Source organism: Saccharothrix sp. DSM 118769, assembly GCF_052936295.1.
This window is the reverse complement of the sequence record NZ_CP193627.1, coordinates 2,697,732-2,713,386: the sequence shown is the minus strand read 5'-3', so window position 1 is coordinate 2,713,386 and position 15,655 is coordinate 2,697,732. Positions and strand designations below refer to the sequence as shown.

Here is a 15,655-nt window from a genome sequence, read left to right as displayed (position 1 = left end):
CCTTGATCCGAATGTGCAGCGGCGCACGGCACCCCGACAACGCCAACCGGTCCGGAAGACCCGTTGGCGCACGGCCTCGTGCACGATCAGCCCACCGCGGCGAGACCGCCGGACACGGGGGAACGCAGGTCCGCCGCGGTGAGGGTGCGGGAGGCGGCGGTGGCGGCGAGGTGCTCGGCGAGTCGGTGCGCGCCGTGCGCGGTGCGGTCCGCCGATCCCTCGATGCGGGCGCGAAGTGCGACCACGGCGTCGTCGGGCACCTCGTGACCGCGACGCGACAGGTGGCGGACGGTCATCCGCAGCAGGTCGTCCACCGAGGGCTCGGCGAACTCCCACGCCTCGGCGAAGCAGCCGGCCAGGGACTGGTCCAGGCCGATCAGCTCGCGTACGGCGTGCCGCTCCCCCACGAGCAGCACGACGACGGTGTCCGCGTCGCGGCGGACGGCGTGCACCAGTGCCTCCGCGGTCTCCGCGCGGCGCTCGGCCGAGTCGGTCGGCCACCCCGCGTCCGCGTCGAGCACGAGGACGCCGCCCGCCGCGTCCTCGAACGCCCGCCCGACCAGGCTGGCCGCCTGCCCCGGCCAGCGCGGGCACAGATCGGTGCCGACGCGCACGCGGACGACGTGCCCGGCGCCGACGAGGTCCAGCTCGGCCAGCGCCTGCGCGTAGAGGCGGGCGACTTCGCTGCGGCCCGTGCCGCGCGGGCCGGTCAGCACCGCGCTGCCCTGGCGCGCGACGGGCCTGCGCCGCTGCTTGAGGCCGCACAGCCGCAGAGCTGTGCGGCCCAGGCTCTCGCGCACGTCGTCCAGGCCGTACAGCTCGGACAGCCTCCCCCACGCCCGGCTCGCGGCGAGGGCGGCGACGGGGTCGGTGTTCACGTCGGGGGCGTCCGAGGACGGCACGGCCTGGCCCAGCGCGCCGAGCTCGGGTGCCAGGTCGGCGGCGGTGAGGCGGTTGAAGTCGGAGTCCTTGGCGGGCGGCTCGTTCGCCAGGCGCGACGCCTGGTTGTTGACCATCGCCTCGAACAGCTTGCGGGCCACGCGCCCGTTGCCGAACGTGTCGTTCTTCGGGACGCGGTCGAAGTAGTCGTGCAGCGCTCCCACGGCGTCGTCGGACAGCTCGTAGTAGTGCTTGCGGCACAGGTTGACCGTGATGGTGACGAGTTCCTCGACGCTGTAGTTGGGGAACTCGATGGTCCGGGTGAAGCGGGAAGCCAGACCGGGGTTGGACGCGAGGAACTTCTCCATCAGCTCGGAGTAGCCCGCGACGATGACCACGATCTCGTCGCGGTGGTCCTCCATCATCTTCATCAGCGTGTCGATGGCCTCCTGACCGAAGTCCGGCCCGTTCCCGCCGGACTGGCTGCTCAGCGTGTACGCCTCGTCGATGAACAGCACGCCCCCCATCGCCTTGTTCACCACCTCGGCGGTCTTGATGGCGGTGGCGCCGATGTACTGGGCGACCAGGTCCGCCCGCGCGACCTCGACCATGTGGCCCTTGGCGAGGATGCCCAGTTCGGCGAGCACCGAGCCGTACAGCCGCGCCACGGTCGTCTTGCCGGTCCCGGGCGGTCCGGCGAAGACGAGGTGCCTGCTCATCGGCGGCATCGGCAGACCGAGTTTCTGGCGGCGCTGGCTCATCTTGATGAGGTTGATCAGGCCGATGACCTCCTGCTTGACGCCGTGCAGGCCGATCAGGCCGTCGAGGTCGGCCAACGGGCCGTCCAGCGCGACCGCGCCGGTCCCACCGCCCTCGGCGCCCGGGGACGGGAGGCCGGGCAGCCCCGTCGACCCGGACCGCGTGGGCGCGGCGCCGACCCCGGCCGCGAGCCGGCGCTCGTCGGTGACCAGGTCGGTGACGGTGAGCCGGTCGTGGTCGACGCGCTTGTGCACGGGCGCGCCGCCGGCCCCGGTGACCGTGCAGCCGACGACGGCGGCTTCCTCGTGGGTGTCCAGCAGGACGCCGTCGCCGGCACTGCCCGTCACCTCGCTCTCCCGGAGTTCGACGCGTCCGCCGCTGTGCACGTGGACGCCGTGGCGACGGGCGTCGCGGACCCTGCACCGGGTGGCGCGCAGCGCGCCGCCCGCGACCTCCAGGCCGTCGCCGGCCGCGGCGACGACCTCGCTGTCCTGGACGACCGCCTCGCCGCCGGCGGCGACGCACAGGCCCCCGCCGCGCAGCAGCGTGGACGCGAAGGTGCCGCGGGCACCGCCGGAGAGCGTGACGAGGTGTTCGGCGCGGCCCGCGAGCCTCAGGTCGGTGACCTCCGCGCTGACCGCTTCGGCGAGGTCGAGCCCGACACCGTCGCCCGCGGTGATCTCGGCGTCGGCGAGCACGAGCGTGGACCGCCCCTTGAGGACGACCACGGGGCCGGTCGCCGGTTCGACCCGCAGGCCCCGCACCTCGGCGCGGGCGTCGGCGCGCAGCAGCACCGCGCCGTGCGTCGACCCCCCGACCCACAGCTTGGTGAACCTGGGACGGGCCTCGCCGTCCACGACGACGCCCATCGGGCTGTCGTCGACGCGGCAGTCCTCGAAGTGCGGTGCCGCGGAGCCGGTGACCTGGACGGCGTTGCGACCGGCCCCGGTGAACCCGCAGCCGCGCAGCACGGGCTTGGTGTCGCCCGCGAGGTGGACGGCCTGCGCTCCCGCGCCGCTGAACCCGGAGTCGACCACGCTCACCCTGCCGCGACTGGTCAGGTAGAGGTCGAGGCTGCCGCTGCCGGTGACGACCAGGTTGCGGATCTCGGCGTCGGCGTCCCCCTCGACGACCACCGCGGGCTTGCTCGTACCGGTGACCTCGCAGTCCTCGACGGTCACCCGGGCGTTGCCGTTGACGCAGATGCCGTTGCCGCCCGCGCGCAGGACCTGGACGCGGCGCAGCACCAACGCGCCCTGTTCCGTCACGACGACGCCGGAGGAGGCGGCATCGGCGATCTCGACGTCCTCGGCGCTGCTCTGGTCCGGTGAGGTGACCACCAGCCCCGCGCCCCCGGTCGCGGTGAGCGCGCAGCCGCGCAGCGAGACCCTGCCCCGCGCCCGGGCCAGCACCGCCGCCCACGACGCGCTGGACACGCGGCAGCCGTCCAGGGCGACTTCACCGCGCCGGGCGTCCAACGTGGCCACGTCAGTGGCTTCCCCGGTGATGACCAGACCGGTCAGCCGCACGGCCTCCGCGTCGACGACCACGGTGCTGCCCGTGGTCGCGCGCACCTCGACCGTGCCGGGCCCTTCCTCCGCGGTGAGGGTCACCACGCGGGTGAGCACCAGGTTCTCGTCGTACCGGCCGGGCAGCACGCTGATCATCGCGCCGTCCCGGGCGTGGGTCAGCGCCGCGCCGATCGTGGGGTAGGCGTCGGGGCGGTTGCGGTCCACCACGAGCAACTGTCGGTTCATTCGCCTGTCACCTCTCCGCTCGGGCGAGGCGGACCAGGCCCGGCAACGTCCGGAACCGGGGGATCGCGCCCTCGGGGGTGCGCGCGTCCCGCTTGGCCGTCGCCCACTTGTCCGCGCTGGTGCGCAACGCGGTCGTGGCCAGCTCGTCGAGGGACACGCGGTTGCGGTCCACCCGACCTTCGGCGTCGATCTCCCCCGCCGCGAGTTCGCGCAGGAGCACCCGTCCCCGGGTGTCGGCGGTCGGTTCGCTCAGGCCGAGCACCTTGAAGCTGGTGCCGGGCACGAACAGCACCCGGTCGCCCACTCCGCCCACCTCGGGCTCCAGCAGCTTGGTGCGACGACCGGTCATGGACCAGAGCAGGACGTCCACGTCGCCCTCCTGCCGGGCGCACGGCGCGGTCAGCGCGTTGAGGAAGCCCCACTCCGTGACCAACTTGCGCCCCCGGTACAGCTCCCACTCCTGCCCGGTGAGGGAGGTGCTGTAGACGGCGATGCCCCGGTGCGAGGGCAGTCGGCTCAACCCGGAGACCGCGCAGCGCGCGAACGGGACGTGCGGGCCGACGGCGGTGCCGCGCAGGGCGGCGTCGAGGCCGTCGCCGTCCGCCGACAGGTAGAGGCGGACCGCGACCGCGTCGGTGAGCAGGTCGGCGGAGCGCCCGCCGGCCCCCTGGAAGCTGGGGTGCTCGGACAGGACGCGCGCCACCGAGTTCGCCACCGAGGCGAACTGCTGGTTGAGCGTCTTGCGCAACCAGGTCCGCTCCTCCTCGAGACCGCGCCTGGGCACCACGGCCGCCGCCGCGGCCGCGGGCACGGACTGCGGGCGCGTGACCGGGTCGGCGGGCCGCGGGCCGGGTGCCGCGTCGTCCGGGGTGGCGGGCGGCGTGGGGGTCCGCTGCCCGCCCGGAGGCCCGGGTTCGGGGGCGCTGCCCGGTGGGGCGTCGGCAGGCGGAACGGGAACGCGTCCGGCCACGGGGACGTCCGGGGGTGGGACGGGTCCGTCGACGGGGACCGTGACCGGCGGCACGACGGAGGGCTCGTCCACCGGGGGCGCGCCGACCGGGGGCGCGGCGGCGAGCACCGGGCCACCCGGGAGAGCGGGTCCCGCCGGGGGGAGGACCGGTCCGGCCGGCGGTGCGGTCGGCCGGGCAACACCGGTCGGGAGGGGTGCCGGGGTGGCCGTGACCGGTCCTCCCGCCGGCACCGGCGGGGTGATCGGGACGACGGACCCGATCGGCGCCGGGGGTGCCCCGGCGGTCAGGCGCCGGCGGATGCTCGACTGCTGTCGCGCCTCCGGGTCGGGGTCGCTCACCGGGTCGACCACGCCGACCGCTTCCGCGACGTCCACGACCGCCGCCTCCACCGGTCGCGCCACGAACCCGGTGGCGGCCTCGGCGGGCGCGGCCGCGGTGACGGCGGCCGGGCGTGCGGGCTCCGCCTCCAGTCCGGCCATCGCACGCCCGACGACGGGAGCGGTGGTCTGCGCCGTCGCGGGCACCAGGTCGCTCATCCACCGGGTGCTCGGGTCGAGCCGGGCGACCAGGTCCTCCGCGAGGGACCTCATCCGGGCCGCCACGGCCGCGTCCGTCGCCTCGAAGAGCATCAGGTGCCGTTCCGGGTTCAACGGGGTCGTGCGCACCGACTCGGCGTGCGGCGGCTCGACCGGCGGGCGGACCCACAGCCCGGCCTGCACGACCTCGACGACCGCGTCCGGCGCGTACCAGTAGGTCGCCGGGCCCACCTCGGTCACCCCCGCGACCGGCGGTCGGTGGCTGAGCAGCCGAGGAGCCGGCGTGGCGCCGTCGGACCGCGGGGTGTAGACCAGTTCGCGCGCGGTGCTGCGCCACCCCGGCGCGCCACCGGCGCGGATGGTGTAGATGTCCGGGTCGGCCACCGAGTCGACCGGTTGCCCGGTGTACCAGACCAAACGCTCGCCGACGAAGTTCGTCAGCGCCTGCGCGGGATCGCCACCGTCGGCGTCGGACAACTGGCCGTAGCGCAGCAGGCGGGTGTTGCGCCGCAGCGATTCCGGCAGGCCCTTCCAGAACCTGGCCACGTCGTCGAACGAGATGGGAGGCGCGTCGGGGCAGCCGAGGACGAGCGTCATCACGTCCGGCTGGCACGGCAGGGTTTCCTGCAACCGCGACCGGTGCACGCGCAACCGGCCGTCGTCGGTCGCCGGCCTGATCCAGATCCCGCCGCTGAAGGGCTCGGCGATACCGGTCGCGCTCGTCGCCACGGCCTCGGCCGGTACCTCCGGCTCCCACGTCGGCTTGGGGAACCGCTTGGACTCCCAGCGCGGCGGCTTGCCCGGTTGGAACCTGATCCAACCGCTGCGCTGGCCGGCGTCGACGAACAGCGCGCCGGCGACACCGGGCAGCACCGCTCCGTCGGGCGCGATGATCGGTCGGTTGAGGCGTTCGGCCAGCCACTGCCCGGCCAGCGCGGTGGTCTCCCGGGACCGGCCGCCGATGACGATGCGCACCCCGCGACGCGGCCGGGGCATCAGGTCGGCGACCGACTCCCAGGCCGAGAACGGACTGCCGGTGGGCAGGTCGACCACGACGAGGTCGTGGTGCGGGTCGACCGCCACCACGAGGGCGAGGTTGCGCGCTTCGGCGGTCAACTGGTCGCGCGGGTGGACCACCAGCGCGTTGCCGATCACGCGGCTGGTCATCTCCACGCCGCCGCGGCGTTCGGTCACCTGGCTCATGTCAACTGCCTCCCTTCTCCACCACGCCCACGGCGTTGCGCGCGAGCACTGGCCCTTCGGGCACCGCGTCGAGCACCGCGGCGTCGACCGGTACCGGTGTCACGCCGCCGAAACCCAGTGCGGTCACCGAGTCGTCGTCCGGCACCGGGTACTTCACCCCCTGATCGGTGATCAGGAAGCGGTCCGGCTTGCGCCCCTCGGCCACCGGCACGGCCGCGGCGAGGACACCCGACGCCGGCTTGAGCCTCGTCGCGGCGGTGGAGCCGGTGGCGTGGTCGGGGCGGTGCTCCGGGTCCGCGGTCACCAGCGAACTGGACACCCCCGTGCCGACGGGCTGCTGCCGCAGGCACACGGCGCGCTCGGGACCGTCGCGGTCGACGAGCGGCTTGGTGGTCACCAGGTCGGGCAGCCGCGAGGTGAGCGAGGTGTCCGCCGAACGCGGTGCACCGGCGAGCGCCGCGGTGTCGAGGCGGGTGGCGTTGCGCCCGTGCTTGGCCTGGAGCAGGGCGTATTCCGTGCGCGACAGCGGAGCGAGCCCGTCGACGCGCAGCACGAAGGGCTGGACGCCCGCGGCCGTGTCCTGTTCGAACAGGTCCCCGACGCGGCGCGGTGCGGCTCCGACGCGCGGTCCGACCTCGCCGTCGTCGGGGATCACCGCGGCACCGAGCTCCGGCCCGTCGGGCAGCGCGTCGAGCCACGCCTCGGGTGCGGTGACCGGCGGCCCGGCGCCCAGACCGAGGGCGACCGGCGCGGTGTCGTCCGCCAACCCGTGCTTGCGACCGGCCCACACCGCGTACTGGCGGCCGTCCGGGGCGGCGACCCACAGGTGGCGGTCGTCGCCGACGGTCGCCGTCTGCGCGCCGGGCACGAGGTCCAGGCCCATGCCGCCCCCTTGCGCGGCCAGGCACAGCAGCCACGGACCGGTGACGAGCGCGCCCTTGTCGGGAACCGCCTCGGGTGCGCCGACGATGCCGACCTCGGGCCCGCGGTCCAAGTCCGCCAGGGAGGCGCGCTTGATGGTCTCGACGTGCGCGCCGGCACCGGTCATCAGCAACGCCGAGGCCTGGTTGAGCACGGGCACGAGCAGGCCGTTGCGGTGGACGTAGGTGGCGCCGGTCTCCTCCTCCACCAGGATCGCGTCGGGCTGCTTCCACGCCTGTGACCCGCCTGGCTTGATCAGCCCGTAGACGCCGAAGCCGACGGCGATCAACAGCGCCAGCACGGTACCCATCACGAGGCCGAACAGCGCCCGCTGCGCGGGAGGCTCGCCCTGGCTGGTGTCCCCGAGCAGCAGTGCCGAACTCATCCGGCCGACCATGGTCTGGTAGGCGTGCAGGTGGTCGCGTTGGGTCTGCACGGGTCACCCGGCCAATCCGCGGGCCCAGGCGTACACGGCCAGGACCTGGAGCAGCATCGGCAGCATCGCGATGGCCGCGCAGAGTTCCAGCACGTTGGCGAGGTGCCCCCACACGGGCAGCGCCCGGCGCTGGAGCGGGCGCAGGGCGGCGGTCACGAGCAGCACCGCCACGCCGAGCAGTCCGACCAGGCCGACGGTCCGCCACACCGGGTCGAGGAGCACGCCCAGCACGAGCAGTTGCGCCACGACCCCCGCCGCGCCCGCCAAGGACAGTGCGGTCCGCTGCACGACGTTGCGGAACTCGCGGGCGCGCAGCAGCACCAGCGTGGTCAGCAGACCGAGCGTGACGTGCTCGACCCAACCGGCACCGGCCAGCAGACCGGGCACGACGAGCGCGAACACCAGTGCCGCGCCCACCGCCAGCATGGTCAGGTACTGGTCGGCCTGCCGGGTGCGGGCCACGAGGTCGGCGGCGGGCTCGGGTTCGACGTCGATCTGGAGCTCCTCCGCGGTGCGCGGGAGCTGGGGTCCGCGCAGCCGGGCGGTGCGGGTCGCGAGCTTGGGCGCGAACAGGGTGAGCAGGAAGAACGCGGAGCCGACCACGGCGGCGGTCTGCGTGCCGGTCAGGCCCAGCCCCAGGTGCAGCCACCCGGCCAGCACGGCGCCCAGTCCGGCGGCGACGACGATCCCGAACGGGACCACGGGCAGGTCGCGCACGACGAGCCGTTGCAGCACCAGTGGCAGCACCGCGCCCGCCACCGCCGCGACCGCGCCGACGAGCACGCCGACCGGCGTGAACGCGCCGTCGACCTGCAGCCCGACGAGGCCGCTCAACCACGCGGAGCCGCACCCCGCGAGCCCGGTGATGCCGGCGAGCGCCCGGTCGCCGCTGGTGCGCGCCACCACGAGCGCCGCGGTGATCAGGACCAGGGCCAGCACCGCGGCGGTGGCGGCGAGCGCCGTCGTGTCCGACGCGGTGACCAGGACGCCACCCGCGGTGGCCAGCACACCCGCGGTCAAGCCGAGGAACAGCCGCCGGTTGGCCGCGTCGCTCCACCTGTCGCCTTGGCGGCTGATCGCCGTGGCCATGCCCTCGGCCACGTCGTCGAAGTCCAGTTCCGGCAGCGGGTCCTGCGCGGGCACGAGGTGGAACCGGTCGCCGTCGAGCCAGTCCAGGGTCTCGGGGGTGCCGTCCGGGTCGAGCGGGCCCTCCCCCAGCCGCTGGAGCACCCACGAGCCGTAGTCGACGGCGCGCTCCTCCTCGGGCACGACGTGGTCCACGAGCATGGGGATCAGGTCGGTGAGGGTGGTCGCCACCGGCACGGCCAGATCGGCCTTGCCGCCGGGACCCACGACGGTGACGCGGCACAGGCCGGCGGCGGTCACGGCCGGTCACCGGCGAGCTGCGGCACGGGCGCGAAGGCGGTCTGCACGAGCTTCACGCCGCGTCGGGTGACGAGCTGGGCGCGACCCGGCGGCAGGGTGCGCGGGGCGGCCTCGCCGAGGAACTTGCCCTCTTCCTTGGGGTAGGAGAACAACAGCGCTGGGGTGCCCAGCTCCCAGAGCCGGCGCAGGACGGGGTCCATCATCCCTCTCATGGCGTTGGCGCTGCTTCGCGCGACGATCAGGTGGAAGCCGATGTGCACGCCTTGGGCGAGCATCGGCAGCAGGGCGTCCAGCGGCGTGCCGATGCCGGAGCTCATCAGCTCGTAGTCGTCGATGACGACGAACAGCTGGGGACCGTCCCACCAGTCGCGGCGGCGCAGCCGCTCGGAGGAGATGTCCGCGCCCGGGATGCGCTTGTGCAGCGACACGGCGGCCTTGTTCGACAGGTCGGCCAGCGCCTCGGTGCCGACCGCGTGCCCGATGAGGTAGTCGTCGGGCACCACGCCGTCCAGGTCCCGCCGGGAGTCGCCGAGCACGATCTTGGCCTGCTCGGGGCCGTAGCCCCGCACGACCGAGTGCAGCACCAGCCGCAGGGCGTTGGTCTTGCCCGTTTCCGCGTCACCCAGGGCGATCAGGTGCGGCACGGTGGAGAAGTCGTGCCACACCGGGGCCAGGCGCTGCTCGTCCTGGCCCAGGCAGATCCGCAGGTCGCCTTCGGGGCGGGGCAGGTCGGCCGCGGGCAGTTTGGTGGGCAGCAGCCGCACACCGGGCGCGCTGCGGCCGGGCCAGAAGGTCCGGACCTCTTCGGTGATCGCCTTGGTGACGTCGGCCAGGTCCTCGGTGGCGGAGCTGCCGTCCAGCCGGGGAAGGGCGGCCAGGAAGTGGTAGCCGGAGCTGGTGAGGCCGCGACCGGGCTGGTTGGGCACGGTGGCGGCCTTGCGGCCCTGCACCTCGGATTCCATCGCGTCGCCCAGGCGCAGCTCGAAACGGGTGCCCAGCACGTCGCGCAGCCACGGGCGGATCTCCGACCAGCGGCTGGAGGACACCACCAGGTGAATGCCGAACGACAGGCCGCGCGCGGCGATCTCGGTGAGGCTGCCCTCCAGGTCGCCGTAGTCCTGACGCAGCGTGAACCAGCCGTCGACGATGAGGAACACGTCGCCGTACGGGTCGTCGACCTCGCCGGCGCGGCGGGCCTTGCGGTAGGCGTTCATGGACTCGTAGCCGCGTTCGGCGAACACCGCCTCGCGGCGCTCCATCACCTGGATGATCTCCTGCACGGTGCGGTTGACCCGGTCCCGCTCCATGCGGGTGGCGATCGAGCCGACGTGCGGCAGACCGCTGATGGACATCAGACCGCCGCCGCCGAAGTCCAGGCCGTAGAACTGGATCTCCTCCGGCGTGTGGGTGACCGAGAGCGCCAGCACCAGCGTGCGCAGCAGCGTCGACTTGCCGGTCTGCGGCGCGCCGACCACCCCCACGTGCCCGTCCGAGCCGGACAGGTCCGCGCCGAGCAGCTCCCGGACCTGCTCGTAGGGCCGGTCGACCACGCCGACCGGGATGCGCAGGTGCCCGCGCACGGCGTGGTCGAGCACGCTCATGCCCAGGTCGGGGTCCGGCAGCACGCTGGGCAGCAGGGTGTCCAGGCTGGGCGACTGGGCCAGCGGCGGCAGCCACACCTGGCGGGCGGCCGGGCCGGCGCCCGCCAGTCGGTCGATGAGCACCTCGGCCAGGCTCGGCGCGTCCTCGGCGGGGGCTGCCTTCTTCTTCTCCGCCTCCACCTCGGCGGGGTCCGGGGCGACGGGCAGGTGCGGTTCGGGGTGGGCGTGGGTGTGGAACGGGACGACCTGGTCGAGCGCGACCACCTGGGCGTCGGCCCCCGCGCCCGCGGGCGCGGCGACGGCGGTGGGCCCGGAGACGTAGGCGCCCTTGAAGCGGACCAGCGTGGTCGTGTCGATCTTGAGGTAGCCGTTGCCGGGCGCGGAGGGCAGTTCGTAGGCGTCGCCCACGCCGATGACGCTGCGCGACTCCATGGAGGAGAACGTGCGCAGCGCGATGCGGTAGGACAGGTGGCCCTCGACCCGGTGGATGCGTCCCTCGTCCAGGCGCTGCGAGGCCAGCAGCAGGTGCACGCCGAGGCTTCGCCCGAGTCGTCCGATGGAGACGAACAGCTCCATGAACTCCGGTTTGCTGCCCAGCAGTTCGCTGAACTCGTCCACCACGACAACCAGCGTGGGCAGCGGCGCGAGCGGGCTGCCCGCGAGGCGGGCCTTCTCGTACTCGAACAGCGAGGCGTGGCCGCTCTCGCGCAGCAGCTCCTGGCGGCGGATCATCTCGCCGTTGAGCGAGTCCTGCATGCGGTCGACCAGCGGCAGTTCGTCGGCCAGGTTGGTGATCATGGCCGAGGTGTGCGGCAGGCGGTCCATGCCCAGGAACGTCGCACCGCCCTTGAAGTCGACCAGCACGAGGTTGAGCACCTCGGAGGAGTGCGTGGCCACCAGGCCGCAGACCAGGGTCCGCAGCAGCTCGGACTTCCCCGAGCCGGTCGCGCCGATCAGCATGCCGTGCGGCCCCATGCCGCCCTGCGCGGACTCCTTGAGGTCCAGCTCGACGACCTCGCCGTCCTCGGTGACGCCGATGGGCACCTGCAAGCGGGCGCGCTGCGGCGTCTTGAACCGCCACTGCGCCGCCACCTCGTAGGTGTGGGGGTCGCGGATGCCGAGCAGGGTGGTGAGCTCGAAGTCCTCCTCGAACGGACGCTCGACCACGTCCACGGTGCCGCTGGTGCGCTTGGGCGCGAGCAGCCTGGCCAGCGCCTCGGCACGCGGCAGGCTCAACCGGTCGGGCACGGCCGAGCCGGTGGCGTCGCCGGCGGGGTACTCGACCTTGTCGTCCTTGCAGGTCAACCGCAACACCTTGGCGCCACCGGGCAGGGTGCCGGTGACGTCGAGCAGAACGGTGTTGCGCAGGCCGCCGCCGAACAGCGGCGAGGACGGCGGGAGGTGCGCCAGGTGCGCGACGACCACGACGAACGGCTCGGTGACGCTGGGGAAGGCCGACCTGTCGTGCTCGCCACGCCCGGTGACCTCCGGGCCGAGCACGGCCATCAGCTCGTCGTGGTCGCAGGCCAGCACGGGCAACGGGCCGGTGGCGTCGTGCGCGGTGGGGTGGTTGTTGTGCGGCAACCACTTCACCCAGTCCCAGCTCGGTCGGGTGGCCTCGCCGGTGAGCACCGCGACCCTCAGCTCGTCGGGTGCGTGGAAGGTGGCGAGCTGACCGATGACCGCCCGGACGAGGTCGACCGCCGGCTCCGGGTCGCCCGCGAACTCGACGCTGGTGAAGCTGCGCAGCCCCACCGAGATCGGGATGCCGCCCACCGTGCGGTAGGTCTCGCTGAACCGGCGCAGCGAGATCGCCGACAGCGGTTCCAGGTCCTCGATCGGCTTGGTCGACGGCGGGGTGAACTCCATCGCCGCGTGCTGCGTGCCCAAACCGATGCGCACGCGGGCGAAGTCGTCGTGGCTGCCCCGCCGTTCCCACAGGCGCGGCCCTCGGGCGATGGCCCACAGCCACGACGGGTCGGGGTTGTTCCAGGCGATGGCGGCGCGCTGCTCATCGGCGGTCTTGCGCGCCCGGACGCGGAGCTGGCCGATGTACCGCAGGTAGTCGCGGCGCTCGGAGTTGAGCTTGCGCTTGCGCTCGGCCCCGGCGCGGCCCAGTTGGCTCAGGCCCATGGTGACCATCGCGATGCCCATCGCGCCGCCCATGATGTAGATGAGCGGCGACGCACCCGCACCGGTGCCGCCGGAGGAGAACACCAGGACCATGGCGATGGGACCGATGGCCATCGGGATGAACATCAACACCGAGCTGAAGTCCCGCGCGGCGGGCTCCGGCATGACCGGTGGCTCCTGGAGCTCCTCCTCGCCCTCGGGCAGGGCGGGAGCCGCGGTGCGGGAGCGGCGCTTGACGGTGGTGGTGCTCATTCGATGACCCCGGTGGTGCGGGGCGCGGGGGCGCCCCAGGCCAGCCCGTCCTGCTTGAGCAGGTCGGCGACGGTGCGCTCCTGCTCCCCGTCCTCCTGCGACTCGGCGTCGTCGTCCTCGGGCACGTCGTCCTCTTCACCGGAGAACGGCATGTCGTCCGGGGGCTCGTAGGCGCGCGGCAGGTGGTCGGCGGCGCTGACGCGGGTCGGCTGGGGAGTGGTGTGGACGGTGGTGCTGGAGGTGTGCCGCCAGGGCGCGCTGTCGCGCAACGCGTAGTCGGGCGTGAACCCCTCGTCGTCCCCGTCGGTTCCACGCCGGTTCGCGCCGGCCCACGACAGGCCGACACCGCCACCACTCCAGGCGCCGGTGTTCCAGGCGCTGGTGTTCCAGGCGCTGGTGTCCTCGTCGTCGTCCACCGTGACCACGGGCACGACGTCGTCCTCGGGGGGGAGGACCGGCGCACCGGCCGTGGTCGCGGAACGGTCCTCGCGGCGTTCGCCGGGCCCGGCCCCGCTGCCCGTGGCACCGGGCAGCGGGGCGGCGCCAGGTCCGGTCCCGGACGCGGCGGGGCGTCCCTCGGGACCGGTCCGGCCGGACGAGGTCGGCGGGACCGCACCGGCCTGAGGAGCGGCGGGCGGGAGGACAGGCGCAACGACAGCGGGCGCAACGACAGCGGGCGGAACGACAGCGGGCGCCTCCGGAGCCGCCCACTCCTCCGGGGAGGCCGACCGCGCCAACGCCGGGTTCTCGGGTAGCCCCGTACCGGGGAGGTCATCGCCTTCCCACGGCTTCCGGTCTTCGCCGATCAGTCCCGACGCGTCGGAACGATCCGGGGCACCCGAGTTCGGGGACGACGACGGCGGCACCACCGGCGGCATCACCGGCGGTGCACCACCCTGCAGAACCTGCTGCTGGTCCTCGGGCACGGCCCAGTCCTCCGGTGCGACCTTCGGCACCTCCACGGCGACGAGCGGATCGCCCACGTCCGGCAGGTCCGCCCCTCGCCACGGTTCGGCGTCGCCGCCGATCAACCCCGACGCGTCGGAACGATCCGGGGCACCCGAGTTCGGGGACGACCCCGGCGGCATCATCGGCGGCATCATCGGCGGCATCCCGCCCGAGCCGGTGAGCCCGTTGCCCGCCGGGGCGGCCCAGTTCTCCGGTGTCTGCGGGGGGAGGTCCGCAGACCCCTGCGGATCGTCGAGCCCGGACAGGTCCGCACCCTTCCACGGTTCGACGTCGCCGCCGATCAACCCCGACGCGTCGGAACGATCCGGGGCACCCGAGTTCGGGGACGACCCCGGCGGCATCATCGGCGGCATCCCGCCCAGGCCCCGGTCGTCCTGCGAACTCCCCAGGCCCTGCGGTCCGTCGGTGGCCCAGTTCGGCGGCTGCACCGTCCCGGGGGCGGGCGTCTCCAGGCCCGGCGGGGTCAGGTCGCCCACACCGGACGGCGGCGGCACGTCGAGGCTGCCGCCTCCCTGCTGGCCACCGGGCCGGAACGGCGTGGGCTGCGGAACGCCGCCCCCGCCGGGGAACGGGGTGAACTGGGGCAGGGGGATGTTGGTCTGGTTCCCCGGGGGGAGGAGGTCGCCGGAACCGGGCGTGTCCAGGCCGGGCAGATCACCGAAACCCTGCGGTCCGTCGAGGTCGAGCCCGCTCCCCTGCGGGCGCAGCTCGTCCAGGTCCGGGTTCGACAGGTCGGGGCCGCCCAGGTCGAGGCCGGACGAGGTGGGACCGCCCAGGTCGAGGCCGGACGGGATGGGACCACCCAGGTTCGGGTCGGGCAGGTCCACGCCGCTCAGGTCCAAGGGCGGCGGGTTCGAACCGTCCGGGCTCGGGTTCAGCTGGTCGGGGCCGTCCAGGTCGACGTTCGACAGCTCCGGCACGTCCAGGTCGACGTTCCCGGGCGGGTCGAAGTCCGGCAACGGGGGTGGGGTGAAGTCCGGGATCTTGATTTCGATGTCGTCGATCTTCGGGAGGTCCGGCGCGTCCCTCTTGAGATCGTCCGGTTTCGGGTTCTGCGGCTTCGGCAGGTCCAGCGGCCTGTTCGGAGCCCTGACCGGCTGCGGCTCGAGCTTGTACTGGACCTGTTCGTAGTGCCCGGCCAGCGTCTTGAGCACCCGGCGCATGTCGTTGTTCATCATCTCGACGACTTGCTTGTTCCAGTTCACCCAGGTGTTGCCGTTGGGCATCTGGTACTCGATCTTGTACCAGCTGTCTTCGCCGTCGCCGGTTGCGTAGCTCTCGTTGTACGCCTTGCCGATCCTGCGGATCTCGCTCGCGTAGTGCTGGTCGATCTGCCAGATGGTCCTGCGCGCCCAGTTGAGGTATTCCCCCGCGTTGTACAACTGGGTCGGGGCGGAGAACGCGCCGGTGGGGCCGCCCGCGATCTGCTCGGCGACGCGGTGGAAGCTTTCCACGAACGGCTTCATCATGGCGCGGAAGGCGTCGGCCGCAGGCCCCTTCCAGGCCGGCTCCTGACCGGAGAGGTCACTGGTGAGGTCGTTGACCTGGTCGGTGATGATGTTGCCGACCAGGGTGACGACCTCCTGGACGAAGCGCAGGTCCCGGGCGGCCTCCCACAACGATTCCGGGCTGGACACGGAGGCGGCCCGTTCGACGACCTCCTGCTTCCCGCGATCGTTCTTGCCGACCGCGGCATTGCCCGTGACCACGGCACGGATCTGTTTCCAGTTCATCGTGTCGTAATCAGCCTTGCTGGTGCCCTCGCCGTTGCCGGACGCGAACACCTGCCCCTTGCTGTCGGTGGTAACACCCTTTTGGTCAGCCATCGCCGTATGCCCTCAACTCGCCCGAA

General features: G+C 73.5%; 6 protein-coding genes. All 6 read right to left on the bottom strand.

The window, feature by feature from the left end:
• Positions 1-86: 86 nt before the first annotated feature.
• The 6 genes from ACRAKJ_RS12575 to ACRAKJ_RS12550 are packed head-to-tail and all read right to left on the bottom strand — an operon-like array spanning position 87 to position 15,629.
• Positions 87-3,395 carry a right-handed parallel beta-helix repeat-containing protein gene (locus tag ACRAKJ_RS12575; protein ID WP_438921735.1) on the bottom strand — a complete coding sequence of 1,103 codons (3,309 nt, stop codon included), beginning with the start codon at positions 3,393-3,395 and terminating at the stop codon, positions 87-89.
• A 7-nt stretch (positions 3,396-3,402) separates the two neighbouring features.
• Positions 3,403-6,105 (bottom strand): hypothetical protein, encoded by a 2,703-nt coding sequence (locus ACRAKJ_RS12570; protein WP_438921736.1) that lies wholly within the window; start codon positions 6,103-6,105, stop codon positions 3,403-3,405.
• 1 nt (position 6,106) lies between these two features.
• Complete coding sequence (gene eccB, locus ACRAKJ_RS12565) at positions 6,107-7,462, bottom strand: type VII secretion protein EccB (RefSeq protein WP_438921737.1); 1,356 nt, start codon at positions 7,460-7,462, stop codon at positions 6,107-6,109.
• A gap of 3 nt (positions 7,463-7,465) precedes the next feature.
• Entirely contained in the window at positions 7,466-8,848 is a 1,383-nt protein-coding gene (gene eccD / locus ACRAKJ_RS12560) for a type VII secretion integral membrane protein EccD (RefSeq protein WP_438921738.1), read from the bottom strand.
• Positions 8,845-12,834: a type VII secretion protein EccCa gene (gene eccCa / locus ACRAKJ_RS12555; RefSeq protein WP_447008942.1), complete on the bottom strand. Its 3,990-nt coding sequence runs from the start codon at positions 12,832-12,834 to the stop codon at positions 8,845-8,847. Before eccCa ends, eccD begins: the two co-directional genes overlap by 4 nt.
• On the bottom strand, positions 12,831-15,629 hold the full coding sequence (locus ACRAKJ_RS12550; protein ID WP_447008941.1) for a WXG100 family type VII secretion target: 2,799 nt from the start codon (positions 15,627-15,629) through the stop codon (positions 12,831-12,833). Before ACRAKJ_RS12550 ends, eccCa begins: the two co-directional genes overlap by 4 nt.
• Between the last annotated feature and the right edge of the window lie 26 nt (positions 15,630-15,655).

Coding starts and splice junctions, on each gene's coding strand:
- ACRAKJ_RS12575 (WP_438921735.1), bottom strand. CDS start 3,395: ATGAACCGACAGTTGCTCGTGGTGGACCGCAACCGCCCCGACGCCTAC.
- ACRAKJ_RS12570 (WP_438921736.1), bottom strand. CDS start 6,105: ATGAGCCAGGTGACCGAACGCCGCGGCGGCGTGGAGATGACCAGCCGC.
- eccCa (WP_447008942.1), bottom strand. CDS start 12,834: ATGAGCACCACCACCGTCAAGCGCCGCTCCCGCACCGCGGCTCCCGCC.
- ACRAKJ_RS12550 (WP_447008941.1), bottom strand. CDS start 15,629: ATGGCTGACCAAAAGGGTGTTACCACCGACAGCAAGGGGCAGGTGTTC.